Annotated in this window: 19 protein-coding genes; 7 read left to right on the plus strand and 12 right to left on the minus strand. The window is 66.1% G+C overall.

What is annotated here, in order from left to right; genetic code table 11:
* Window positions 1–89: 89 nt before the first annotated feature.
* Entirely contained in the window at window positions 90–2369 is a 2280-nt protein-coding gene (locus GM676_RS20750; protein ID WP_155465797.1) for a hypothetical protein, read from the minus strand.
* Between the two features lie 176 nt (window positions 2370–2545).
* Here GM676_RS20750 and GM676_RS20755 point away from each other — a divergent pair, with 176 nt between their 5' ends.
* From GM676_RS20755 to GM676_RS20775, 5 genes are all read left to right on the plus strand, one after another.
* Window positions 2546–2899, plus strand: a complete 354-nt coding sequence (locus tag GM676_RS20755; protein ID WP_155465799.1) for a hypothetical protein — start codon at window positions 2546–2548, stop codon at window positions 2897–2899.
* Between the two features lie 87 nt (window positions 2900–2986).
* Window positions 2987–5407, plus strand: a complete 2421-nt coding sequence (locus tag GM676_RS20760) for a catalase (RefSeq protein WP_155465801.1) — start codon at window positions 2987–2989, stop codon at window positions 5405–5407.
* Between the two features lie 46 nt (window positions 5408–5453).
* Window positions 5454–7112 carry an MFS transporter gene (locus tag GM676_RS20765; RefSeq protein WP_229262795.1) on the plus strand — a complete coding sequence of 553 codons (1659 nt, stop codon included), beginning with the start codon at window positions 5454–5456 and terminating at the stop codon, window positions 7110–7112.
* Window positions 7113–7114: 2 nt separating this feature from the next.
* Window positions 7115–8347: an HlyD family secretion protein gene (locus GM676_RS20770; protein ID WP_155465803.1), complete on the plus strand. Its 1233-nt coding sequence runs from the start codon at window positions 7115–7117 to the stop codon at window positions 8345–8347.
* A complete protein-coding gene (locus GM676_RS20775; protein ID WP_229262796.1) occupies window positions 8344–9792 on the plus strand; it encodes an efflux transporter outer membrane subunit in 1449 nt (482 codons plus the stop codon). The genes GM676_RS20770 and GM676_RS20775 overlap by 4 nt, the downstream gene beginning before the upstream one ends.
* Here the strand turns inward: GM676_RS20775 and GM676_RS20780 are convergent.
* From GM676_RS20780 to GM676_RS20820, 9 genes are all read right to left on the minus strand, one after another.
* Window positions 9782–10243, minus strand: coding sequence for an AraC family transcriptional regulator (locus GM676_RS20780; RefSeq protein ID WP_155465805.1), 462 nt, complete (start codon window positions 10241–10243; stop codon window positions 9782–9784). The two genes, GM676_RS20775 and GM676_RS20780, sit on opposite strands and share 11 nt — an antisense overlap.
* Window positions 10215–13340, minus strand: a complete 3126-nt coding sequence (locus GM676_RS20785) for an efflux RND transporter permease subunit (RefSeq protein ID WP_155465807.1) — start codon at window positions 13338–13340, stop codon at window positions 10215–10217. The genes GM676_RS20780 and GM676_RS20785 overlap by 29 nt, the downstream gene beginning before the upstream one ends.
* A gap of 9 nt (window positions 13341–13349) precedes the next feature.
* Complete coding sequence (locus GM676_RS20790) at window positions 13350–14483, minus strand: efflux RND transporter periplasmic adaptor subunit (protein ID WP_155465809.1); 1134 nt, start codon at window positions 14481–14483, stop codon at window positions 13350–13352.
* Window positions 14484–14498: 15 nt separating this feature from the next.
* Entirely contained in the window at window positions 14499–16055 is a 1557-nt protein-coding gene (locus GM676_RS20795) for an efflux transporter outer membrane subunit (protein ID WP_229262797.1), read from the minus strand.
* Entirely contained in the window at window positions 16052–16750 is a 699-nt protein-coding gene (locus GM676_RS20800; RefSeq protein WP_155465811.1) for a CerR family C-terminal domain-containing protein, read from the minus strand. The genes GM676_RS20795 and GM676_RS20800 overlap by 4 nt, the downstream gene beginning before the upstream one ends.
* Window positions 16751–16891: 141 nt before the next feature.
* Window positions 16892–18082: a GGDEF domain-containing protein gene (locus GM676_RS20805; protein WP_155465813.1), complete on the minus strand. Its 1191-nt coding sequence runs from the start codon at window positions 18080–18082 to the stop codon at window positions 16892–16894.
* A gap of 254 nt (window positions 18083–18336) precedes the next feature.
* Window positions 18337–19689, minus strand: a complete 1353-nt coding sequence (locus GM676_RS20810; protein WP_371866318.1) for a hybrid sensor histidine kinase/response regulator — start codon at window positions 19687–19689, stop codon at window positions 18337–18339.
* Window positions 19690–19724: 35 nt separating this feature from the next.
* Window positions 19725–20492, minus strand: coding sequence for a 2OG-Fe dioxygenase family protein (locus tag GM676_RS20815; RefSeq protein WP_155465815.1), 768 nt, complete (start codon window positions 20490–20492; stop codon window positions 19725–19727).
* A 9-nt stretch (window positions 20493–20501) separates the two neighbouring features.
* Complete coding sequence (locus tag GM676_RS20820) at window positions 20502–20960, minus strand: MarR family winged helix-turn-helix transcriptional regulator (RefSeq protein ID WP_155465817.1); 459 nt, start codon at window positions 20958–20960, stop codon at window positions 20502–20504.
* 115 nt (window positions 20961–21075) lie between these two features.
* Between GM676_RS20820 and GM676_RS20825 the strand changes: the two genes are divergently transcribed.
* Both GM676_RS20825 and GM676_RS20830 read left to right on the plus strand, forming a co-directional pair.
* Window positions 21076–22158 (plus strand): HD-GYP domain-containing protein, encoded by a 1083-nt coding sequence (locus tag GM676_RS20825; RefSeq protein ID WP_155465819.1) that lies wholly within the window; start codon window positions 21076–21078, stop codon window positions 22156–22158.
* 2 nt (window positions 22159–22160) lie between these two features.
* Window positions 22161–24092 carry a CHASE domain-containing protein gene (locus GM676_RS20830; protein WP_155465821.1) on the plus strand — a complete coding sequence of 644 codons (1932 nt, stop codon included), beginning with the start codon at window positions 22161–22163 and terminating at the stop codon, window positions 24090–24092.
* Here the strand turns inward: GM676_RS20830 and GM676_RS20835 are convergent.
* Window positions 24080–24898 (minus strand): sugar phosphate isomerase/epimerase family protein, encoded by an 819-nt coding sequence (locus tag GM676_RS20835; protein ID WP_155465823.1) that lies wholly within the window; start codon window positions 24896–24898, stop codon window positions 24080–24082. The genes GM676_RS20830 and GM676_RS20835 overlap by 13 nt on opposite strands.
* On the minus strand, window positions 24898–25737 hold the full coding sequence (locus tag GM676_RS20840) for a phytanoyl-CoA dioxygenase family protein (RefSeq protein WP_155465825.1): 840 nt from the start codon (window positions 25735–25737) through the stop codon (window positions 24898–24900). Before GM676_RS20840 ends, GM676_RS20835 begins: the two co-directional genes overlap by 1 nt.
* Between the last annotated feature and the right edge of the window lie 55 nt (window positions 25738–25792).

Raw genomic sequence — 25792 nt, forward strand, 5'->3', positions numbered from 1 at the left:
CACGCGGGCGCGGCGCGGGGGCCGCACGGCGTGGCCCGGCGCCACGGCGGCCGTGGCCTCGAGCCGGGCTGCGATGGCGGGGTGTTTGGTTAAGGTGTCGTGCCGATGGTGCGGGTGGCGGTGGCGGCTCTCACTGCGTCGACTGGCGGGATGACGGCGTTGGCGGATTGCGCGGCGCGGGCGTTGGTGCGGGCGACGTCGTTGATGTTGTAGGCGGCAATCGCGGCGGCCAGGGCTGGGTTGGCGCGCAGTGGATCGGTCGGCGCGTTGGCCGCGTTGCGCGCGGCTGCGGCTTGGGCCGCGCTGACCTGTTCGGCCGCAGCGGCCTGCTGTGCTGCGGCGGCTTGCTGTGCGGCGTTGGCGGCTGACGCTGCCTGTTGCGCCGCCGTCGCGGCCGCGGCATTGGCGGCGGCCAGACTGGAGGCGGTTTCGCGCGCGGCTGCTGCCTGTTGGGCGGCGACCGTTGCCGCTGTGGTGGCGGCATCGGCGGTGCCGGCGTTGTTCTGGGCGGCGCGGGCCTGGGCCACGGCCGCGTTGGCGGCGGCGTTCTGGGCGGCCATGGCATCGGCGGCATTCTGGGCTGCTTGCGCCTGCACCGCTGCTGCCTGCGCGGCGGAGTTGGCGATCGCCACTTGCACGGCAGCGTTTTGCAGGATCTCAGCCCGTTGCGCGGCCGTGGCGTTGGCCGGGACGTTAACGACGCTCTGTGCCGCATTCTGCGCAGCCACGGCCTGTTGCTGCGCCACCTGGGCGGCGACATTGGCGGTGTTCACCGTGCTGGTGGCCTGCTGGCGGGTGGTCTCAGCCTGTGCGGTAGCGCGTGCCTGTTCGGTGGCAGACTGGGCGGTGTTGGCTTCCTGCGCATCCTGCTGCTCGGCGTTGGCTTGCTGCGTCTGTTGCGTTTGCTGGGCAGATTGGGTGGCGTTGGCTTGTTGCGTCTGCTGAGCCTGTGTGGTTTGTTGCGCTTGCTCGGCTGCTGCCCGATTGGCTTCAAGCGTTTGCTGCAAGGCCGATGCCTGTGCGGCCTGCGCCTGCTGAGCGTTTTGCAACTGCCCCGCCGCCGTCTGGAGCTGGGCCTGCTGCGCAGCTTGCGTCTGATCCAGCTGCGCCTGCTGATTCAACGCCGCCTGCGCCTGCTGTGTCGTTTGCGCCTGCTGCGCCGCCTGCGCTTGCTGTGCCGTTTGCGCCTGCTGCGCCGCCTGCGCTTGCTGTGCCGTTTGCGCCTGCTGCGCGGCCTGTGCTTGCTGTGCCGCCTGCGCTTGCTGTGCCGTTTGCGCCTGCTGCGCGGCTTGTGCTTGCTGTGCCGTTTGCGCCTGCTGTGCGGCCTGTGCTTGCTGCGCCGTTTGCGCCTGTTGCGCGTTCTGCGCTTGCAGGGCCGCCCGGGCTTGTTGGGCGGTCAGCGTCTGCTGCGCTTGCTGCGCGGCCTGGGCGTTTTGGGATTGCAGCGCCGCCTGCAACTGCTGTGCATTCTGGCTCTGTTGCAGAGTGCCGCGCTGGAGTTGCTGATTCAGCGCCGCCTGATTCTGCTGGGCCACCTGCTGGTTGCCCTGCTGTGCCAGTTGCTGATTCACAATCGGTGACGGGATCTGCTGCTGTTGCTGCAAGTTCCCCGCCTGCTCCAGCTGCGCACGCTGCGCCGCCAGCCGGTCCGCGCCGGTCGCCGGCAGCGGATTCTGTGACAGATTATCCAGCGCCGCCCGCGCCAGGTCCAGTCGCGCGTTGGCCGCCAGGTCTTCCGGCGTCAACGCCGGCTGCTGCTCCGGATTCAGGCCAGGGATTTGCGAACTGCCCGCGGCACTCAGCCGCTCCGCAAAGTCCGTGGCAATCTGCCGGAACGTATTCAAGGTATTCTGCAAGGTCGACGTGGTCTGCTCATTATTCGCATTGACCGCCGCCCGCAACACCTCCGGCTCCAGCGACAGCCCGCCGGTCAGATCCGACAACAGCGGCGGCTGCAAGGTCACGCCCAACTGCGCCAGATTCTGCGCCTGCGAAGTGCCGCCATCGTTGTTGCCCTGATTCAAACTGCTGACCAGATTGTTGAGCAGCGACGCCTGCTGCGCCGCGCCCTGATCGAAATCCACCGACGGCAGCAGATTGAACGCATCCACCACATCCTGCACCGCCGCATTCACTGTATCAGCCCGCTGCGCCACCGTACCTTGGGTGCCGGACAGCTGCTCCTGCGCATTGCTAACTGACAGCAGGAAACTCGCCACCGGCGACAGGTCCACCTCCACCGACCCCGCCAGTGGCGCATCGGTTGCCGTACCCACCGCGTTGATGCCGGCGTTGTTGACCGCCGAGGTTTCGGCCGCGCGCGCCACCGGCTGCAATTCCGGCGACGTCAAGGATGAGATAGGAAACATGCCGCTCTCCAAAGAAGATATGGGTCACGTATAGCATGCGCGCTCAGGACCGCCCCGTCCGTGTGCCAGTTCACATATGCGAGGCATTTTTAACATTGTTAGCTTCCGCACGGTCAAGCGCGCCTGATGGGCCTATTGTGGTCGCTCCTACTGCCCACACAACGAGAGGACCCATCATGGAAAATAGCACCGAGACCAAACTGAACAACACCCGCGACGGCGTCACCCAAATCGGCAAAGACCTGCGCGCCGATGCCCACGCCACCATCGACAAAATCGCCGAGCAAGTGCCGCCCGCCACCGACCGTCTGAAAGCGCAAGCCCACACCGGCGTCGACAAAGTGGCCGACGGCGTCGAAAGCACCTCCGAACGCCTGGCCGCGCGCGGCAAGCAACTGGCCACCAGCTGCCGCAACCTGACCGAGTCGAGCCGCGAACACGTGCGCGCCAGCCCGGTGATCTCGGTGCTGGTGGCCGCCGCCGCCGGCTATGGCATCTCCAAGCTGCTGGGTTCGCGCAGCAGCAAATAACCCTTCCCGCCCGGCCGACAGCGCTGCCGGGCGAACGGCGGCCGCGCAAGCCGGGCGTCTTTCGTCTACAGCGTCTAGAGGACATACATGGCAACCAAGAAGAATTCGCCGGCCTCCGTCATGGGGGCCGGTTCCGTATTGAGCAGCGTTTCGGGACCATCGTCGGCGACCCCGCCGGACAGCCTGGGCGGCGCCAGCCCGCAAGAGCAAATCCTGATCGACAAGGTGGCGGGCGGCCAGCAACTGGCGGCCGGCATGCCGTTCAACGCCAACAAGGAGGGCGAGCATGGCGAAGCCGCGCGCGAGCCGCAGCCCGGCCGTACCTGTCCGGTGCCGCATGCCGCCGCCACCGGCAGCACCGCCAGCGAAGTCAATGCCTCGTCCAAGGTCGGCAACGGCACGCCGCCGCCCGGCGTCTGCCCGGCCGGCCATCTGGACCGGGTGCGCGCGGACGGCACCGAGCAGCCGCTGACCACCAACCAGGGCGTGCCGGTGGCCGACAATCAGAACTCGCTCAAGGTCGGCCTGCGCGGCCCGACCGCCATGGAAGACTTCATCCTGCGCGAGAAGCTCACGCACTTCGACCACGAGCGCATCCCCGAACGCGTGGTGCATGCGCGCGGCTCGGCGGCGCACGGCTATTTCGAGAGCTACCAGGACCTCGGCAACCTGACACGCGCCACACCGTTTGCCGCCGCCGGCAAGCGCACCCCGGTGTTCGTGCGCTTCTCCACCGTGGCCGGCGAACGCGGCTCGGCCGACACCGTGCGCGACGTGCGCGGCTTCGCCGTCAAGTTCTACACCGACGAAGGCAACTGGGACCTGGTCGGCAACAACATGCCGGTGTTCTTCATCCAGGACGCGATGAAATTCCCCGACCTGGTGCACGCGGTCAAGCCCGAGCCGCACCACGCCATGCCGCAGGCATCGAGCGCGCACGACACCTTCTGGGACTTCGTCTCGCTGATGCCGGAATCGACCCACATGCTGATGTGGCAGATGTCCGACCGCGCCATCCCGCGCAGCTACCGCACCATGCAGGGCTTCGGCGTGCACACCTTCCGGCTGGTGAACGCGCAGGGCGAATCGGTGTTCTGCAAATTCCACTGGAACCCGGTGGGCGGCACCCATTCGCTGGTGTGGGACGAGGCGGCGCGCATCGTCGGCGCCGATCCGGACTTCCACCGGCGCGACCTGTGGGAAGCCATCGAGGCCGGCGCCTATCCGGAGTGGGAACTGGGCCTGCAAGTGTTCACCGAGGAGCAGGCGGCCGGCTTCCCGTTCGACGTGCTCGATCCCACCAAGATCGTGCCGGAGGAGCTGGTGCCGGTGCGCGCGGTCGGCAAGATGACGCTGAACCGCAATCCCGACAACTTCTTCGCCGAGACCGAGCAGGTGGCGTTCTGCACGGCGCACATCGTGCCAGGCATCGACTTCACCAACGACCCGCTGCTGCAAGGGCGCATCCACTCTTATCTGGATACCCAGATCAGCCGCTTGGGCGGACCGAACTTCCATGAGATCCCGGTCAACGCGCCGCTGGCGCCGGTGCACAACAACCAGCGCGACGGCGTGCACCGCCAGGCCGTGCATCGCGGACGCGTGTCCTACGAGCCGAATTCGCTGGGCGGCGGCTGTCCGTTCCAGGCCGGCATGGCCGGCTTCACCACCACCTTCCATCAGCATCCGCAGCCGCCGGAAGACAAGGTGCGCGGCAAGCCCGAACTGTTTGCCGACCACTACTCGCAGGCACACCTGTTCTGGATCAGCCAGACGCCGGCCGAGCAGGCCCACATCGTCAACGCCTTCCGCTTCGAGTTGACCCGGGTGCAGACGCCTGCGGTGCGGGTGCGGCTGCTGTCGATGCTGGCCAATGTCGATCCGATCCTGGTGGAAGGCGTGGCACAGGGGCTGGGCATGGAAGTGCCGCAGCCGATGCCGCTGGCGACTGACGCGCCGCCGCCGCACTATCCGCCGTCGCCGGCCCTGTCGCTGCTGGCGCGTCCCGGCGCGCTGGGCGCCCGGACGCGCAAGGTGGCCATCCTGGCCGGCCACGGCGTGGATGCGCCCAGCCTGAAGGCGGTCTACGCCAGCCTGCTGGCGGCCGGCGCGGCGCCGCGCGTGGTGGCGCCGCAATTGGGGCAACTGGTGGCCACCGACGGCAGCCGGATCGACGTCGAGATCTCGATCGACGCCGGGCCATCGGTGCTGTACGACGGCGTGATCGTGGCCGACGGTGCCGCCAGCGCGGCCATGCTGTCGGGCGATGCCGACGCACGCGAGTTCGTGCGCCTGCAATACCGTCATTGCAAGCCAATGCTGGCGGTCGGCGCCGGCAAGGAACTGCTGACGGCTGCCGGCGTGCCGCCCGCCTTGCTGGACGGCGCTCCCGATCCGGCCCTGTTGAACGCGGCAGCCGGTGCGCTGGATGGCGCGCTGGCCGCCTTCCAGCAAGCGCTGTCCACCCACCGCGACTTCCGGCGCGAAATGGACGCCGCGCCGTTGTAAATCCACCTATCCCTTTGAAGTATTCAACTCTGGCGAGCATAGTGATATGCTCGCCATAACGCATTTCGTCTTCTTCCCCGACATGGACGTTTACGCCCCACAAGCCTGGCAGCCACACGAGCGTCCCACCCTGCCCGGATCGCCGTCCACCCCGCATCATCCCACTGCAAAACGCATCGCCTTCCTGCTGGTGGGCTTCATCGTCGCCATTACCGGCGGCCTGGGGAACGCGCTGGTGTCGGTCAACCTGCCGTACCTGCAAGGATCGCTGGGCGTGTACTCGGCCGAGATCCAGTGGCTGCCGGCCGCCTACGTCATGGCCAACGTCTCCATGAACCTGTTGCTGGTCAAATTCCGCCAGCAGTACGGGCTGCGGCTGTTCACGGAACTGTTCCTGGTGCTGTACGCGGTGGCGACGGTGGCGCACTTGTTCGTGCACGGACTGGGATCGGCCATCGCCGTGCGGGCCGCGCACGGCATGAGCGGCGCGGCGCTGACCACCCTGGGCCTGTACTACACGCTGCAAGCCTTCCCGGCCGAGCATCGGCTCAAGGGCGCGGTGCTGGGCATCGGCTTCTCGCAACTGGCGGTGCCGATGGCGCGCCTGTTCTCGTCGGAGCTGATGGAGATCGCCGAATGGCGCGGCCTGTATTTTTTCGAACTGGGACTGGCGCTGGTGTCGCTGGCCTGCGTGCTGTTCCTCAAGCTGCCGCCGGGCGACCGCATCAAGGCGTTCGAGAAAATGGACTTCGTCACTTTCGGCCTGTTCGCTCCGGGCGTGGCGTTGTTGTCGGCGGTGCTGGCGCTGGGCCGCACGGTGTGGTGGCTGGAGTCGCGCTGGCTGGGCTACAGCCTGGTGGGGGCGATTGTGCTGATCACGGCGGCGCTGGCGGTGGAGCATAACCGCGCGCGTCCGCTGCTCAACACGCGCTGGCTCACCAACGCCAATATCGCGCGGCTGGCGTTGTCGGTGCTGCTGATCCGCGTGGTGCAGTCGGAGGCCAGCGGCACGGTGGGCTTCTTGCAGGCGCTGGGCTTGAACAACGACCAGATGTTGACGCTATGGTGGATCGTGATGTTCGGCGCCTTGGCCGGCATGGTGGTGAGCGCGCTGACCATCACGCCGGCGCGCATCCCGGGGCAGCTGATTATTTCGCTGGCGCTGATGGCGCTTGGCGCCTACCTGGATTCGGATGCCACCAACCTCACACGGCCGGCCGACTTGTATGTGTCGCAGTTCCTGTTGGGCTTTGGCGGCGCGCTGTTTGTCGGGCCCACCTTCATCTCCGGCTTCGGCGCGGTGATCGCGGCGCCGAATAACCTGATCAGTTTTTCGGTCATGTTCAGCATCACGCAAACGCTGGGCAGCTTGCTGGGCACCGCGCTGACCGGCACCTTCCAGGTGTGGCGCGAGAAGTATCACTCCAGTATTCTGGTCGAGCATCTGACGCAGCTCGACCCGCAGGTGGCGGCGCGCATCCAGTCCGGCGGCCTGGCGTCGCTGGGCGGCGTGGCCACGCGCGAAGCCAACATCCTTGCGTATAACGATGTGTTCCTCGCCATCACCGTGCTGGCGCTGTTGACCATGGCGTGGTTGCTGGCGCGCTATCTGTGGACGCTGTGCGTGGTGTGCCAGCCCAAGGCGGCGCACAACGCGCAGACAGGCATGGCCAACGTCTCTCTTAACAATTCAGGATCTCGCTGAACATGGCAAACAATAACACTCCAGACAATGCATCTTCATCCGAGAGCCGCGTAGCGGCGGTGGCCGCGGCAGCGGCGGCAGCGGCGGTTGCGGCGGCGGCGCCCACCGCGCCGGCGCCGGACCGGCGGGCGCAGATCATTTCGGCGTTGCTGTTCTCGCTGGTGGCGCTGGTGGGCGTGCTGGTTGTGTTGTACGCGTGGCGTTTGCCGCCATTCAGTTCAGCGATTGTCTCCACCGAGAATGCGCTGGTGCGCGGGCAGGTGACCTTGATCGGCACGCAGCTTCCCGGTTATGTGGTGGACGTGAAGGTGCAGGACTTCCAGTACGTGAAGCAGGGCGAGTTGCTGGCGCAGATCGACGACCGCATTTACCAGCAGCGCTACGAGCAGGCTTCCGCGCAGTTGGCGGCGCAGAAGGCGGCGCTGGAAAACTGGGCACAGTCGCAACGCACGGCGGAAGCCGGCGTGGTGCTGAACCAGGCCACGCTGGCGAACGCAGAGGCGCAGGCGGCGAAATCGGTGGCGGATCTGAAGCGGGTCGATTCGCTGGCGGCCGATGGTTCGCTGTCCTTGCGCGAGCAGGATTCGTCGCGCGCGGCGCGGGCGCAGACGGCGGCTGCGGTGTCGCAGGCGCGTGCGAGTCTGGAGATCGCCAAACAGCAGGTGCGCACGGTGGCGGTGAACAAGCAGTCCCTGGAGGCGGCGGTGGCGGCGGCGGAGGCGGCTTTGAAGGCGGCCAGGGTGGATCTGGATAACACGCGCATCACGGCGCCGGAAGATGGGCAACTGGGGCAGGTCACGGTGCGCAAGGGGGCGTATGTGAACACCGGCGCGCAGCTCATGGGATTGGTGCCGAAGCAGCTGTGGGTGATCGCCAATCTGAAGGAGACGCAGATGAATAATGTGCAGGTGGGGCAGCCGGCCACGTTCAAGGTCGACGCGCTGGATGGCGCGCAGCTGACCGGCGTGGTGGAGCGGATTTCGCCGGCCACCGGCTCCGAGTTCAGCGTGCTGCCGGCCGATAATGCGACCGGCAATTACGTCAAGATCGCGCAGCGCATCCCGGTGCGCATCCGCATCGACAACGGCCAGGCCAAGGCGCGCCGCCTCGCGCCTGGCATGTCGGTGATCGTCAGCATCGACACCTCGGTGCGCGTGCGCGAGAACGAACCAGCCCCCGCGGCCGCCCGCGCCGACGGTCCCGCCACTCCGGCCGCCGCCGGAGCCAAGCCATGATGCGGCGCGCAGCGTTGCGCCGCCCCCTCGCCGCCGACAGTGCCGCGCGCGGTACGCGAGCCCATGCGGCGGTCGTGGGCGCGGCGGTGGCTGTCGCCTGGCTGCTGGCTGGGTGCGCGGCGACGGTGGCGCCGCCGCCGGCTTCGACGTTGCAGACGCCTGCCGCATGGCGTAGCGCGGTGGAAGGGCAGGGCAGCGGGCCGGTGGCGCGCGAGTGGTGGCAGAGTTTCGGTGATCCCGCATTGAGCGCGCTGGTGGCTAAAGCGCTGGAGAACAACGGCGACCTGCGCGTCGCCCGCGCGCGCGTGGCGCAGTATCGCGCGCTGGTCGGCGTCACCGCCGCCGGCCAGAAGGCCAACGTCATCGTCGACAGCGCGCCCACCCGCACGCGCCAGCTGGCCTACAACGGCGTACCCTACGTCACCAACGTCTACCAGGCCGAATTCCAGGCCAGCTACGAAGTCGACGCGTGGGGCCGGCTGGCCGCGCTGACCGATGCCGCCACCGCCACCTATCAGGCGGAACAAGCCAATGCCGATGCGGTGGCGCTGTCGATCGCCGCCACCGTGGCCTCCGGCTACCTCAACTTGCGCGGCCTCGATGCCCAACTGGCGCTGACCGAAGCCACGCTCAAGCTGCGCGAGGAATCGGCGCGGCTGGCAAAGAAGCAGTTCGACGTCGGCTACAGTTCGCGTCTGGAATGGTTACAAGCGCAGGCGGAATACCAGACCACCGCCGAACAGGTGCCGCAACTGAAACGCTCCATCTTCGAACAGGAGAACGCACTGTCCATCCTCACCGGCGGCAATCCAGGCCCCATCGTGCGCGGCACCGAGCTGGCGCAGCTGGAAGCACCGGCAGTGCCGGCCGGCCTGCCATCGGAACTGCTGCGCCGCCGTCCCGACATCGCGCGCGCCGAGTACAACCTGATCGCCATCAACGCCAACCTGCAAGCCACGCGCGACCAACTTCTGCCATCCTTCAAACTGACGGCGGTGGGCGGCGTGCAAAACCTGAAATGGCATGATTTCGTGAACGCCCCAACCGCGCTGTGGCGGCTGACCGGCGCGGTGGCCGCACCGGTGTTCGAGGGCGACCGCGTGCAGCATCAAACCGATGCCATCGCCGCGCAGCGCGACCAGACCATCTACGCGTATGAAAACGCCGTGCGCACCGCGTTTGCGGAAACCGACAACAGCCTGGGCGCCATCGTGCGGTTGAAAGAACAGGCGGTGCAGAACGACGCACGCCGCGCGACGGCGGCCGAAACCCTGCGCATCGCGCACAACCGCTATAGCAACGGCTACGCTTCGTACCTGGAGGAGCTGGACGCCCAACGCACGCTGTTCGCGGCGGACGTCGGGCGCTTGCAGTTGAAGACGCGGATACTGGTCGCCTCGGTGGACCTGTACCGCGTCATGGGGGGCGGCTGGACTAAGCCTTGACCGGAATGCAGAGTTCCGCGGTGAACACGCCGGTGACCGGGTCCATGGCGTAATCGGCCGGGTAGCGCTCGAAGCAGACGCCGGCGTCGGCCTTGCCTTCGGCGTGCAGTTGGCCGAAGAATTCGCCCCATGCCGCCGGCACCTGGTCGCCCGTGCCCGTGAATTGCGTCACGGCGTAGCGGCCAGCGGGAATGCTGCCGATTTGCGCCGGCGGCTTGGCTTCGTATTCGGCCGATACCTCGACGCAGGCGTCGTAGCGGCACTCGCTGGCCGGCGTGGTGCTCGGATCGTCCTGTGCCACGCCATACGTTACCTTGTCCATCAGGCCGTAGGCCTTTTGCCACGGCGTGAACACTTCCTTCCAGAATTCGCCGATGGCGGCGCCGAACGGGCCTTTGTAGCGCAGGTAGGCTACGCGGACTTCAGGCAGTTCTTTGATTTCGTACTTCATGCAGGTCTCCTTGTTTGGCAGGCGGTTGTTTGCGCAGCTTGCGCATGACGCGCTTCATCCAGTGTTCCAGATCGTCGACATAGGTGAACACCGCCGGTACCACCAGCAGGCTCAGAAGGGTCGAGGTAATCAGGCCGCCGATCACGGTGATCGCCATCGGCGAACGGAAGCTCGGATCGGCGCCCCAGCCCAAGGCCAGCGGCATCATGCCGGCACCCATCGCGATGGTGGTCATCAGGATCGGGCGGCTGCGCTTGTGGCATGCGTCCACCAGCGCCTCGAAACGTCCCATGCCGTCCTGTCGTGCAAGAATAGCATAGTCAACTAACAAGATTGAGTTTTTGGTCACGATCCCCATCAGCATGATCAGGCCGATCATGGATGGCATGGACAGCGCGCTGTGGGTGATCAGCAGCGCCACGAAGGCGCCGCCAATCGACAGCGGCAGCGCCGCCAGAATCGTGGCCGGCTGCATGAAGTCCTTGAACAGCAACACCAGCACGCAGTAAATGCACAACACGCCGATCAGCATGGCGATGCCGAAGCTGGCGAACAGCGCGGCCATCTCCTGCGTGTCGCCCAGCTCCGCGATCTTCACCGACGGCGGCAGGTTTTTCAGCGACGGCAGGGCGCGCGCCTCCGCGTTCACCTCGCCCAGTGCGCGCTTGCCCAACTCCACTTCCAGCGTGACGTTGCGGCTGCGGTTGAGGCGATTGATCTGCGCCGGGCCGCTTTCCATGGTGATGTCGGCCACGGTGGCCAGCAGTACCGGGCCGTTTTTGCCCGGCACCGTCAGGCGGCCGATGGCATCGAGGTCGGCGCGCACGGCGTCCGGCAGCTTGACGCGGATCGGCACCTGGCGTTCCGGCAGGTTCATCTTGGTCAGGTCGGTGTCGTAGTCACCGGCGGTGGCCACCCGTACCGTTTGCCCGATCGAAGCCGCCGTCACGCCCAGGTCCGCCGCCTTGGCGAAGTCTGGCTTGACGATGATCTCCGGACGCACCAGCGAGGCGGTCGAGCGCACATTGCCCACACCTTTCAGCGTGCGCAGTTCGCGCTCGGCTTTTTGCGCCGCTTCTTTCAGCGCCACCGGATCTTCGGAGCGCAGCACCAGCTGCATCTTGACGCCATTGTCGGCCGGGCCGACCTTGAAGCGGGCGCCGGGGATGGCGTCCATCCTGTGGCGGATGGCTTCCTCGATGTCGGCCATCGATTCCTTGCGTTCGGTGCGGTGCGCGGTGGTCAGCGTCAGCACGGCGCTGCGTGCTTCGGCCGCGGCGCCCGGCGCGAAGGCGTCGCCGCTGGAGCCGCCGCCGATGGAGCTGAATACCGACTTCACGTTCTTCACTTCCATCGCGGCCTGACGTGCGCGCTCGGCGATCACGCTGGTTTCGGCCAGCGTGGAGCCGGGCGGCAGTTCCAGGTTGATCTGGGTTTGCGCACGGTCGGCGGCCGGCACGAAGCCGGTTGGCAGCAGGCCGGTGAGCATGATCGAGCAGACGAAGAAGGCGCCCGCCGCGCAGGCGGTCACCAGGCGGTGTTGCAGGCACCACTTCATCACGCGCATGTAGCGCGACATCATCCAGCCGTCCTGTTCTTCCTTGTGGATGGCGGGTTTGAGCAGATAGGCCGCCATCATCGGCGTCAGCAGACGCGCCACCACCAGCGACGCCAGCACCGCGATCACGGCGGTCCAGCCGAACTGCTTGAAGAACAGGCCCGGAATGCCGCTCATGAAGGCGGTCGGCAGGAACACGGCCACCAGCGCGAAGGTGGTGGCGATCACCGCCATGCCGATTTCGTCGGCCGCCTCCATCGCCGCTTCCATCGGGGTTTTACCCATGCGCAGGTGGCGCTCGATGTTTTCGATTTCGACGATGGCGTCGTCCACCAACACGCCGACCACCAGGGCCAGCGACAGCAGGGTCACGGTGTTCAGCGTGTAGCCGAACAGGTAGATGCCGAGGAAGGCCGGCAGCACTGACAGCGGCAGCGCGGCCGCCGCCACCAGCGTGGCGCGCCAGTCGCGCAGGAACCACCACACCACCAGCACGGCGAGGACCGCGCCTTCGTACAGCAGCTCCATCGAGCCTTCGAAGTTTTCTTCGACCGGATGGGCGTTGTCGATCACTTGTTTCAGCTCGACTTTGGGATTGGCCTTTTGCAGTTCGGCGATGGCATCGCGCGCGCCTTTGGCGACATCGGTTTCGCTGGCGCCCTTGGTGCGGAAGATTTCGAAGCCGATCACCGGTTTGCCGTCTTGCAGGGCGATGGCGCGTGGTTCGGACACGGTATCCGTGACCGTCGCCACCTGGTCGAGACGCACGCGGCGGCCATCCGGCAGCGGCAGGTCGATGGCGGCCAGTTCGGCGGCGGTCTTCACGGTGGCGATGGTGCGCACCGATTGCTCGGCGCCGCTGACGTCACCGCGTCCGCCCGGTGCTTCTTTCTGCACCTGGCGCAGTTGGCGCGAGACGTCCAGCGCGGACACGCGCAGCGCGGCCATGCGGGCGTCGTCCAGCTCCACGCGGATTTCGCGGTAGACGCCACCCACGCGCTTGACCGCGCCCACGCCGCGCACGGCCAGCAGGCGCTTGGCGACGGTGTTGTCGACGAACCAGCTGACTTCTTGCGCATCCATTTTTTCGCCGTGACCCTCGGCTGCGGCGGCGGTGAAGGTCAGCACCACGCGGCCGGCGGTGGAGGCTTTGGTGACGCTCGGGTCGCGCAGTTCGGCCGGCATGTCGGCCTTGACGCGGGCCACGGCGTCGCGCACGTCGTTCACCGCGTCGGAGATGTTTTTCTCCAGGATGAATTCCACGGTGGTGGTGGAGACGCCATCGAGCACGGTGGTGTAGATGTTTTTCACGCCTTGCAGGGTGGCCACCGAGTCTTCGATCTTGCGCGAGACCTCGGTTTCCAGCTGCGCCGGCGCGCTGCCGTCCAGCGTGGCGGTGACGGTCACGATGGGCAGTTCGATGTCCGGGAAGTCCTGCACCGGATTGGCTTTGTAGGCCATGAAGCCCGCCAGCGACAGCAATGCGAACAGCATGATCGCCGGGATGGGATTTTTAATCGATAGGGCGGAGAAGTTCATGGCGCTTCCTTATTTCGCTGCCAGCGTGTCGGCGACGATGTTGACCAGATCGCCGTCGTTGAGGAAGCCGGCGCCGCGCACCACGATCTGGGTCTCGGGCGTGAGGCCGCCCAGCACTTCGATGCGGTCGCCGAGGCGGCGGCCCGGCTGCACCTTGATCTGGCTGACGTGCTTGTCGGCGTTGAGGCGGAACACGAAGCTGAAGCCGTCGCGCACCACGATGGCTTGCTGCGGCACGGTCATGGCGGAGGATGCGCCCAGTTCGAACTGGCCGCTGGCGAACATGCCGGCCTTGAATGGCGCGTCCTTGCTGCCGGCGTTCAGCGGCAGGTCGACATAGACCAGGGCGGAACGGGTTTGTGGATCGACGGTTGGCGCGATCATGCGTACCTTGCCAGTGACTTCGCTGCCGTTGGCGGCTTTGACCGTGGCGCCGACGCCGGGTTTGAGGTTGCGCAGGTCGGCGGCGACGACTTCGGCGCGCCATTCAAGGCGGCCCTGGCGGATCATGCGGAACAGTTCCGTGCCGGCGTTGGAGACGGCGCCCACGGTGGCGCTGCGGGCGGAGATGACGCCGCTGTCCGGCGCCACCACCCTGGTGTATTTCAGGCGCAGTTGCTGGCTCGCCAGCGCGGCTTTGGCGGAGGCGATGCGGGCGTTGGCGGTTTGTTCGGCGGTATTGTATTGGCTGATCTGCTGGGCGCTCAGGGCGCCGGAGTTTTGCAGGGTGCGGGCGCGGGCGGCGTTGGCGGCTGCGTCGGCGGCGTTGGCCTCGGCTTCGTGCACGGCGGCTTGGGCCTGGGCCAGGTCGGCGTTGACCGTTTCGGATGAAAACACCGCCAGCACGTCGCCGGCTTTGACCACGTCGCCGACGTTGACGCGCACTTCGGTCAGGCGCAGGCCGTTCGATTCGCTACTCACGCTGGCTTCCTGCCAGGCGGCGACGTTGCCGTTGGCGGTCAGCTTGATCGGCAGGCTGGCGTTGGACGGTTTGGTGGTGGTGACGGTGAGGGCGGCTTTCGGGGCTTCGGCTTTTTTCTCGTCGGCCGCTTGCGTGGCCGGGGCGTAGGCGGCGATGCCGGCGGCTGCCACGGCGAAAGCGGCTGCCAGGATATAGACGACTGGTTTGAGTTTGGTTTTCATGGTTGGCTTGGATGTTTAGTTGGCGGCGAGGGCGGCGCGTGGCGACGCGGCCGGCGATGGCGCGACGGCTTGTGATGGCGCGGCGGCTTGTGATGCGGCGACCGGGGTGGCGGATGGTGCGGGCGCCGCGGCCATCTTGACGGCTGGCGCAGCGGCAGGCGCGGGCTGCGCGCCGGCGGCGGCCGCGATTGGCGTGGCGGGATTCCATCCGCCGCCGGCGGCGCGGTAGAGGGCGACCCAGGCGGCGCTGCGTTCGCGTTGCAGGTTGATGACGGTCTGTTCGGCCGCCAGGCGCGTGCGGCGCGCGTCTTCCAGTTCGAACAGGCTGGCCATGCCGTTTTTGTAGCGGTCTTCAACGGCGGTGTAGTTGGCGCGGTAGCCTTCCAGCGAGGTTTGCGCGTCGCCGGCGCGGGCGGCGGTGCTGTCCAGGTTCACCAGCGCTTGCTCGACTTCGCTGACGGCGTTGCGCACGGTGGCGCGGTAGCTGGCGACGGCGGCATCGTAGCGCGCGTTGGCGGCATCGACGTTGGCGGCGCGGCGGCCGGCATCGAACACCGGCACGGAGATGGCGACCGGGCCGATGGTCCAGGTGTCGGTTTTGGTGTTGGTGCCGCCGGCACGGAAGTTGGCGACGCCGACGGAGCCGGACAGCGACAGGCGCGGATACCGCTGCGCCTGCGCGTTGCCGACATCGGCGCTGGCCGCCGCCACTTCGCGCTCGGCCGTGAACACGTCCGGCCGCTGGCCCAAGGTGCGCGCCGGCAGCTCAGCAATCGCCAACGATGGTGCCACCGCCGGTGTGGCGATGGCGAGTTTCTGGCGCAGGGCTGGCTCGCTGATCGCGGTCAGCGCGGACAGCACTTTGACGTCGACGTCGCAGGCGGCGCGCTGGGCGATGTAGCGGCTGTTGCCGTCGGCGGCGCTGGCGCGGGCCAGCGACAGGCTGGCGGGCGACTGGAAGCCCGCCTTGGCGCTCAGCTCCGTCAACTTCGCGGTATCGGCCCGCGACACCGCATCCTGCCGCGCCACCGCCAGCAACTGCTCGCAAGCGCGCAAGCCGTAGTACTGGTTCGCCACCTCGGCCGCCACCGAGACACGCGCATCATGCCAACCCGCATGCGCACTTTCCAGGCGCGCCTGCGCCGCATCGCGCGCCGCGCGATTGGCACCGAACAAATCGATCTCCCACGAGGCATTCAAGGCGGCCTGCGAGGTGGTCCCCATCGGCAGCGCCGACTGCTGATTGGAGCGGCTGACGCTCCCCGCCGCATCCACATTCGGCGCCAGCGCGGCACCCGCCGCCACCCGTTCGGAACGCGACTGCGCAATGCGCGACGCCGCCGACGCCACGGTCGGACTGACCGCCTGCGCCGACTCGATCAACTCCACCAGCAAGCCGTCGGCCTGACCGCGCCACCAGGTGGCGAGATCGGCCTGGCTGCCATTGTGCGGCAACGGCGCCTGCCACTGCTGGGGCGCCAGCGAATCGACCTGCTTCGCCGGACCCTGCACAGCGCAGGCGCTCAGCGTCGCCGCGACAGCCAGTGCCATCGCGCGTAAAAAGATACTCATGCTTTCCCTTGTTGAAGTTTGGTTTTCTCGGCCTGCACCAGCGCCTCCGCAAACACCGTCAGGTGCGACGCCCATTCGGCCAGCGCCTCCGGCGTCGCCATCATGTGCGGCGTGATTTCCGCCACGATGTCGCGCCCGATCAGCATCTGCACGCACATGCCGACGATCGCGTACGCCAGGCGGTGCACGCTGTCGTCCGGCTTCTTCTTGCCCAGATGGCGGCACAGCACGCCCACCAGCGCCATGTGCTCCGGCTTGATGTTGTCCCTGATCTCCCGCTGCCAGATGCCGGTTGGCTCCAGCATCTCGCGGTAGAACAGGCGCAGCATCACATCGGCGTCGCCGCCCGCCATCAGCGGCGCGATCATCTGCCGGTAATACCCTTGCAGTGACTCGCGCAGCGTGAAGTGCGGCTGGTCGAACATGGCGATGTTGTCCTCCGCCGGCGTGCAGATCGCGGTAAAGCAAGCCTGGTACAAGCCGGCCTTGTCGCCGAAGTAGTAGCTGATCGCCGCCACGTTGGCGTTGGCCGCCTGCGCGATTTCGCGGGTCGAGGTCTTGGAAAAACCCTGCTCGCCGAACAGGCGCATGGCAGCTTGCAGCAGTCGCTCGCGCGACTGCTCACCGTCCGAGCGTGGCTTGCGGCCGTCTTCGGCTGGCTGGCTGGAATCGTGATGGAGTGGTTTAGCGTTCATGGCCGGCATTACATCACATAATTCAAACAAATGATATAACTAAATCGGTTGTTTAATTTATCGCTGAATGGTCTTGCCTATGGGTAGACGCGGGCCTGCCGCCAATATTGCAGCATTTGAAAACTTTTTTAGCGGAAGGAATCAGGCCAGACGGGCGAGGGATGGCGGCAGCAAGTCTTCGCCGTACACGCTGAGGCGATTGCGGCCATGGCGCTTGGCGTGGTACAGCGCCTGGTCGGCGCGGCGCAGGGCCTCGTCCCATTGCAGGTCGTCCGGCTGGCAGCCGGCCACGCCCAGGCTGACCGTCAGCGTCAGGCGCTGGCCGTCAATCAGCAGCGGCGTGCTTTCGATCAGCAGGCGCAGACGTTCGCCGATCTGGCGCGTCTGGAAATTGCCGTCGCCGGTGATCAGCACGGCGAACTCTTCGCCGCCGATGCGGAAGCGCGCATCGTAGCCGCGCAACGCCTGCGCCGACACATTGGTCACGTGGCGGATGGCGGCATCGCCGGCGGCGTGGCCGAATTGGTCGTTGATGGCCTTGAAGTGGTCGATGTCGAAGGTGAGGAAATGCAGGGCGTCGCCGCTGCGGCGGTGGCGCTGGAATTCGCGCTCGGCCATGTCCAGCAAGGCGCGGCGGTTCAGCCAGCCGGTCAGGCTGTCGGTCAGCGAGGCGCTGCGCAGCGCCAGTTCCTGGTGGCGGATCACGATCAGCGCGCAGCACATGGTGGCCAGCGACAGGAAGGCCAGCACCGCCAGCGAGCCGCCGGTCTGCCAGATCTGGCTGCCAAGGAAGGTCAGTTGCACCGGCTGCCCCAGCGCCAGGAACACGGCGCGCAGCGTCATCTGCGTCATGAAAGCCGCCTCCACCACCAGCAGCGGCAGGTAGGAGTCGCGCATGGCGCGTTCCTGCTGGCGCGCCAGCAGCCACACCACGCTGGCGTTGATGCCGGCCACGAACGGCGTCAGCATGATCAGGCGGCTGGCCACCGGGCCGTGGGCAAAGCCGGTGACGTGCAGCAGCAGCACCATCAGCGCCAGCACTGCCAGCCAGTCGTAGCGCGGGCGCAGGCCAAGATGGCGGCGCACGCCGGCCAGGATCATGTAATGACCACCGATATAGAACACGTTGGCGATGCCCGGCGCCAGCAGGAAGGGCAGTTGGACGTGCATGGCCAGCAGGGCCAGCGCGTTGGAAGCGAGGAAGCACAGGCCGGCCGCCGACCAGTCCAGCAGGCAGGGCGTGCGCCGGCTGGCGCGATGCAGGAGATACATCGTGGCCGCCATGATGGTGCTTGCCAGCGCCGACACGATGACCAGAGTGAAGGAGTCCATGCCCGCAAGTATAGATGTTTGCGATGAGGAAAATATCACCAATTCTCACCGCGCCGCCGCGCGCAGGCAAAAAAAAACCCGCGACCACACGGTGCGGGTTGAATTCCAATGTTCAGCGAACGGTTGGAGGAGACAGTTCCAACTATACGCCTCTTTATGTTGCGTTGCAATACCGTAGAACTACGTTGTTCATACCTCTATAGAGGTGGTTTTTTCGGCAAGCCGCGTGTTGCGATGCACATGCTTTCAAGTAACTAGTTACGCGGCAGGGCCAGGGTGAAGGTGCTGCCGTGGCCGAAATCGCTCTTGAAGAACAGCGAGCCGCCGATCAGGTTGGCCAGGTTCTGGCACAGGTACAGACCGAGGCCGGCGCCTTCGGCGTGGCGGGTCGAGGTCGAATCCAGTTGCGAGAAGGCCTGGAACAGCTTGGCCTGGTCTTCCTCGCGGATACCGGCGCCGCTGTCGGCCACCGAGAATTCGATGATGTTCTTGCCGCTCTCGCCGGCGCGCTCGGTCAGCGTCACGCGCACGGTGCCGGTCTCGGTGAACTTGATGGCGTTGTTGCCGAGGTTGAGCAGGATCTGCGTCAATGCGCGCCGGTCGGTTTCCAGCACGATGGCGGGATCGGCCAGTTCCATTTCCAGCGCCAGGTTTTTTTGCAGGGCCAGCGGGCGCAGCGTGTCGACCACGTTCCGGACCACTTCCTGGCACTGCACGGTTTCCAGTTCCAGCGTGACCTTGCCGGCCTCGATCTTGGCGACATCGAGGATGTCGTTGATCAGCGAGAGCAGGTGGCGGGCGCTGGTGCGGATGGTGTTGAGCTGCTTGTCCTGCTCCGGCGTCAGCGGGCCGGGCAGCTTCATCAGCAGCGCGCCGGTGAAGCCGATGATGGCGTTGAGCGGCGTGCGCAACTCGTGCGACATATTGGCGATGAAGGCAGACTTCATGCGGCTCGCCTCGGCCAGCTCCAGGTTCTTCAGCGCGATTTCGCGGTTGATGGTTTCCAGCTCGCCGGCGTGGTGCGCCAGCCGCATGTTCAGCTCGATCACCTGGCGCTCGCGCGCTTGCAGCTCGGCGTTGACCTGCACCGCCTGCTCGTAAGTTGAGATGAGCAGATCGAGGATTTGCTGGCGGTCGGCGTTGATGAAATGCTTCTGCTCGCCCAGATAGAGGGCGATGCCGATCTCCATGTTCTGGTTCTTGCGCAGCTTCTGGTTCATCAGCATGTGGCCGATGCGGTTGAGCAGATAGTCTTCCGCGTACGGCTTGCGGATGAAGTTGTCGGCGCCGCATTCGATGCCGCGGATGATGTCCTTCGGGTCCATCAGCGAGGTCACCAGAATGACCGGGATGTCGCGCAGCTCGTTGTCGGTCTTGATGGCGCGGCACAGCGCGTAGCCGTCCATTTCCGGCATGACGATATCGGACAGCACCAGGTGCGGCTTGCGCTCGCGGATCGCCTCCAGCGCCAGCTTGCCATTGGGCGCCACCCGCGCGCCATAGCGCATCGACTGGATCAGGCGGCGCAGACGTTCAGCCTGGGTGGGGCTGTCCTCGACGATCAGGATCTCAATTTCATCGGGCTGTATTTCGTAAGTGGTGTCCACAGACCACCCTCCTGGTGCATAGTTAGCTATACAGACTATATCGGATTAGCCACCCGAGTGGAAGTTTCCTGTCCCTGGAAGGCGCCCGCGCGCCAGGTCAGCACCAGCGTGTCGCGGTGGCCATGCGCGCCCAGCGGCTGGATCGGCGTGGATTCATGGATGACAGTCGCGTCGTCCAGCAGCAGCAGGGTCCACGGCGCGGTCATGGTGAAGCGCTTGCCGTTGGGGCCGTCGGCCTCGAACACGCGGGTTTCGCCGCCCTTGATGCCGGCGCGCGCGATCAGCAGCACGGCCACGAAATCGACGCCGTCGCGGTGCGCGCCTTCCGGCGTGGGACGGCCGATGCCATCGGTGGTGTCGATGCGGAACTGGTGCGCCTCGACGTACCACGGTTCGGCCTTGCCGTGGTTGTCGCGCGCTTCACTGCACAGCTGGCCGATGGCGGTGATCAGCGCCGCCCAGGCCGGCTGCGCCACGGTGGCCGGCAGCACCGGCTCGAACAGGCGGTGCATGCCGCCGTGCAGGGCGTTGTATTCCAGCGGCTGCCAGTGGGCGCGGTGCGCGGTCTGGCGCAGCCGCGCGCCCTCCTGCACGAAGCACGAGTGGCGCCGGCGGCGATAGCGGCCGCCGTCCTTCAGATAATTGTCCAGCGCCAGCGCGTCCCAGCTGGGGATCAGGGCGTTCAGCGTGGCCAGCGGCACGCCGGCCAGCGCGGCCACGTCCCCGGGTTGCAGCAGGGCGTAGCCATCCCGCCGCAGCGCGGCGGACGCATCGGCCAGCGGCGTGTAGAGTGGTGTCGTCATATTCTTCTTTTAAGCGGCGGAAGCCATCAGGCTGGAGCGCAATTCGTCGAGTTGTTTTTTCATGTCCACCACCTGGTCCAGCGTGCATTGCGTGGCTTGCAGGATGGACGGCGGCAGCTTGGCCGCCTCGTGGCGCAGGGCGTCGCCGTGCGGGGTCAGCTTGATGATGACCTGGCGCTCGTCGTTGGCGGCGCGGGTGCGGGTCAGCAGCTCGGCCGCCTCCATGCGCTTGAGCAGCGGGGTCAGCGTGGCCGAGTCGAGGAACAGGCGTTCGCCGACCTCCGACACGGTCAGTTCGTTTTTTTCCCACAACACCATCATCACGAGATATTGGGAATAGGTGAGCCCGAGGCCGCGCAACAGCTTGCGATACAGCTTGCTCATCGCCAGCGAAGTCGAATACAGGGCGAAACAGAGCTGCGCGTCCAGCTGCGGGACGGCCGAAGGGGGTTGAGTGTGCGTTTCCATCTCCCTAGTATAGGTAGCGTGCTATATAATTGCAAGCTAGGCGGGGAAAAATAGTTTTGGCGGGCAATTCCGCTCGGTTATGATGACAGTGAGAACACAGGGGGAGTGGCGGCAGATGAATGTCAAAAAGGCCATCGTACTGATCGTCGATGAGGCTACGGACCAGCTGATCCAGATGAATGCCATGCTGGAGGATCAGTACGAAGTCCGGCTGGCCAACAGCGGCCGCGCGGCGCTCGACATCATGCAGCATGTGCCGCGCCCGCACCTGGTGGTGGCGGACGCCGACCTGCCCGGCGTCGACGGCTACAGCGTGTGCCAGCAACTCAAGTCCAGTCCCGACACCGCCGACATCCCCGTGATCTTGCTGCAACGCGCGGCCGACGAGCAGCGCGCGCTGGACGCCTGCGCGGCCGACGTGGTGCCCAAGCCGGTCAGCGCCGGCGTGTTGCGCGCACGCGTCGACACCCATCTGCAATTGCGCCATGCGCGCGAGCTGCTCAAGCAGCAGCGCAATCTGCTGGAACATGTGGTGGAAGAGGTCACGCTGGAACTGAGCCAGATGCTGGACGCCATGATCTGGGCCATGGCCTCGCTGGCCGAAACGCGCGAGTACGAAACCGCCAACCACCTGCGTCGCGTGCAGCACTACGTCGCCGCGCTGGCGCGCCAGCTGCAATCGCACAAGCGCTTCGCGGAAGAACTGAGCGACGCCAACATCAAGGCGCTGTTCAAGGCGGCGCCGCTGCACGACATCGGCAAGGTGTCGATCCCGGACGCCATCCTGCTCAAGCCGGACCGCCTGACCGACGCCGAATTCGAGATCATGAAGCAGCACACGGTGCATGGCCGCGACGCCATCGTCAACGTCGAGAATGCGCTGGGCTACACCAACACCTTCCTGCGCTACGCGCGCGAGATCACCTGGTCGCACCAGGAAAAATTCGACGGCTCGGGCTATCCGCAGGGGCTGGCCGGCGACGCCATTCCGATGTCGGCGCGCCTGATGGCGGTGGCCGACGTGTACGACGCCCTGATTTCCAAGCGCGTCTACAAGCCGGCCTTTACCCACGAAACCGCCATGGAGATGATACGGCAGGGAAGCGGCGAACACTTCGATCCCGATGTGGTGGACGCCATGCTGACGGTGGAGGAGGAATTCATGTCCATCGCCGAACGTTACAGCGACCCGGGGTGATCATGGTGCGCGGGCGCGGCTACCTGGCGTTCTTTGTCGGGATCTGCCTGACAGCCTGGACCTGCTATTTCGTCATGGAAGAGCAGCAGAAGCTGCAAGTGCGCGCCAGCTTCCAGCACGACGCCGAGAAGGTGGCGCGCGATATGCAAAGCCGGCTGCAAATCTACTTCGACACGCTGCATGCCATGCGCGGCTTGTACGCCATCAACGACCGCATCGACCGCGAGCATTTTCACCGCTTCGTCACCGAGCTCAAGATCGACCGCCGCTATCCCGGTTTCCAGGCGTTGCAATTCGTGCGGGTGGTGCCGGAGGGCGAGCTGCCGCGCTTTGTGGCGCACGTGAAGAGCGACACCAGCGTCGAGCCGCAGGGCTATCCCAACTTCCATGTGCATCCGGCCAGCGTGCGTCCGCTGCACTTCATCATTGAATATACCGAGCCGTTGAAGGGCAATGAGAATGCCTTCGGCCTCGATCTGTCGGCGCTGCCGCCGCACCTGAAAGCGCTGGAGCTGGGGCGCGACAGCGGCGAGATCGTCGCCACCGAGCGCATCACGCTGGTGCAGGACGTCACCGGCGAACCGGGCTTCGTGGCGCGCGCGCCGGTGTACCGCAACGACGCGGCGCTGGAGACCACCGCGCAGCGGCGCGAGTCGCTGGTGGGCTTCGTGGCGATCGTGTTCCGGGTGAATGCGCTGATGCGCGAGGTGATCGATCCGGCGCTGCTGGAGCATCTGCACATCCGCATCGAGGATGGCGGCTTCCAGAACGGCAAAGCACCGGCGCCGGAGGCCGATACGCTGCTGTATGACAGCGACGGCAGGGTGGAGTCGCACCAGGAGCGCGCCGAGAACGTGCCGGGCCTGAAGGTGGACACCGTGCTGCCGGTGGGACAGCGCAACTGGATCATCAAGTTCGAAGGGCGCTCAGGCTCGCGCTATGGCCGCTCGCAACTGCCGGTGGTGCTGATCGCCATCGCCGGCGTCGTCATCAGCGGGCTGATTGCCTTGCTGCTGGTGGCCAACCGGCGCGAATCGGATGCGCGCCACGGGATGGAGTTCAGCCTCAAGGAACTGGAACGGCAGAAGAGCAATGTGGAAGAGGCGCGCAACGATCTGGCGCGGGTAGTGGCGACCTTGAAGCAGGCGCAAAGCAATCTGCAAACCTCGGAGAAAATGGCGTCGCTGGGCGCGCTGGTGGCCGGCGTGGCGCATGAACTGAACACGCCGATCGGCAACAGCCTGCTGACCGCCAGCGCGCTGGGCGACATGGTGCGCGACTTCGACCGGCGTCTGAAGGAGGACGGCGGCTTGAAACGCTCGGCGCTGGAATCGCACCTGAACGATGCGCGCAAGGCTTGCGACATCATGACCAATTCATTGACGCGGGCGGCGGACCTGATCACCTCCTTCAAGCAGGTGGCGGTCGACCAGGCCAGCGGCCAGCGGCGCCGCTTCCGCCTGGACGAGGTGCTGCACGATACGCTGGCCACCTACGCCGCGCAGCTGCGGCGCGCCGGCTGCACGGTCACGGCCGACGTGCCGGCCGACCTGGTGTTCGATTCCTATCCGGGCAGCTTGAGCCAGGTGCTGAGCAATTTGATCGGCAACGCGCTGCTGCACGGCTTCGATGGACGCGAAAGTGGCATGCTGGCGATCAGCGCGCGGCGCGAGGGCAACGATGTGGTGGTGCTGCAATTGAAGGACAACGGCATCGGCATGACCGACGTGGTGCTGCACAAAATCTTCGATCCGTTCTTCACCACCAAGATGGGGCAGGGCGGTTCCGGCCTCGGGATGAATATTGTTTATAACATTGTGACCGGTGTCCTGAAAGGCACCATCCGGGTCGAGTCGGTGCCGGCGGAAGGCACCAGCGTGACGCTGGTGCTGCCGCTCTGGCTGCAGGAGGACGTCGTGGTTCAGGCGGCGTAGCGCTGGCGCAGCAGTGCCAGCATGGCGACGTTCAGCTCCCAGGCGTTCGAGACTTCCTTCTGCGTGTAAGGCAAGGTTTGCGTGTACGGCACCGGGCCGAATTCCGGCGTCAGCGTCATATGCCGCGCGCCGGCCGCCTTGCGCAGGCGGATCACTTCATCCCACCACGACAGGTGCGCTTCCAGTGCCGCCTGCGATTCCGGCGCCCGGAAGTCGGCCACTTGCGGACCTTGCGCGTGGCCCACGCGGGCGTGGATGTGGCGCACGTGCGGCAGGGTTTGCGCCAGCGTGTGCGGCTGGTCTTCCAGCAGCGTCTCGCAGGCGCAGCACCAGTGCGACAGGTCGGCGGTCAGGTGCAGCTCGGGCATCTGCCGCAAGTAAGGCAGCAACAGCATCGGATGGCCGCTGAAACGGCTGCGGTGGATCTCGTGATAAATCGGCACGCCGTGCTGGCGCGAGATATCGGCCGCCAGATCCAGCAGTTCGCGGTTCTGCTCCTGCGTGAAGTAGTCCTTGCCGGTTTGCGAATTGATGTGCAGCGGCCTGGCGGCGCAGGCGTTGTGCAGCAGTTCGGCCAGCGCCGCCTTGTGCGGTTCAAAGTCCTTGTGGAATACCGTCTCCCACTGGCCGACGATCAGCGCCAGGCCGGCGTCGGCGATGCGGCGGGTCCAGTCGTCGCGTTGCGCGGCGTCGAGCGGCAGCGACATCTCGATACCGTCGAAACCGGCGGACTTGGCGCGGTCGATGAAGACTTGCGGTTGCAGTTCATGGTGGCCCCAGTGGGCGGCGAAAATCTGAATCCGCATTACAGGAAGCCTCGCACCGGCAGCTTGTCGTCGCGCTGAATCCAGTTCCGCGGCGAGTAGTGGGTGGCGCCGTCGGTCACGTGCAGCGTGTACGCGTGACGCGAGACTGGCGAGCGGTTCGGCGCGCTGTAGTGCGGCAGCAGGCCGTGGAAGCAAACCAGGCTGCCGGCCTTGCATGCGAGCGGCACGGCGGTGCTGTTGTCCGGCCATGGCAGATCGCTGAGTTTTTCCATGCGCACCTTGTCGCCGTTGCGCAGAAAGCGTTCGCGCATCGGACCGCGATGGCCGCCCGGCTCGGCCCACATGCAACCGTTGTCCAGGGTGGCGTCTTCCAGCGCGAACCAGAAGGTGGTGACGCTGACCGGATCGGTGTCGAAGTAGGTGGCGTCCTGGTGCCAGCGCACCTCGCCGCCGATGCCGGGCTGCTTGAAGATGTACATCGACTGCCAGACCCGGGGATCGGACAGGCCAATCTCGCGCGCCAGTTCTTCCAGGCGGGCGTCGGCGGTGAAGGCGCGGAAGGCCGGGTCGAGATCGTGCATGGCGTGGCCGATCTTGTTGATCGACAGTTCCTTGGCCTGTTTCAGCTGGCCGTCCGGGCCGAAGGCTTCCTCTTCAAAAAAGCAGCGGACGGTGTTGTCGGAGCCGAGGAAGTAATCGTCGGTGGTCTTTTCCTGCTCGACAGTGCTGAAAATGCCGGATTGGGCGGCCGGGTCGAAATCGTTGACAATCTGGGCGGCACGGGCGCGCAGTCTGGCGATCTCCTCGGCCGTCTTGAAACCGGGGATGACGATGAAACCATCGCGTTGATATTGTTGTTTTTGTGCTTCCGTCAGCATGTCCAGCTCCCGTGGGGAATATTCGATGGCTGCCATTTTACAAGGCCTTTGAACG

The organism is Duganella radicis (assembly GCF_009720825.1).
Classification (GTDB): Bacteria; Pseudomonadota; Gammaproteobacteria; order Burkholderiales; family Burkholderiaceae_D; genus Rugamonas; species Rugamonas radicis.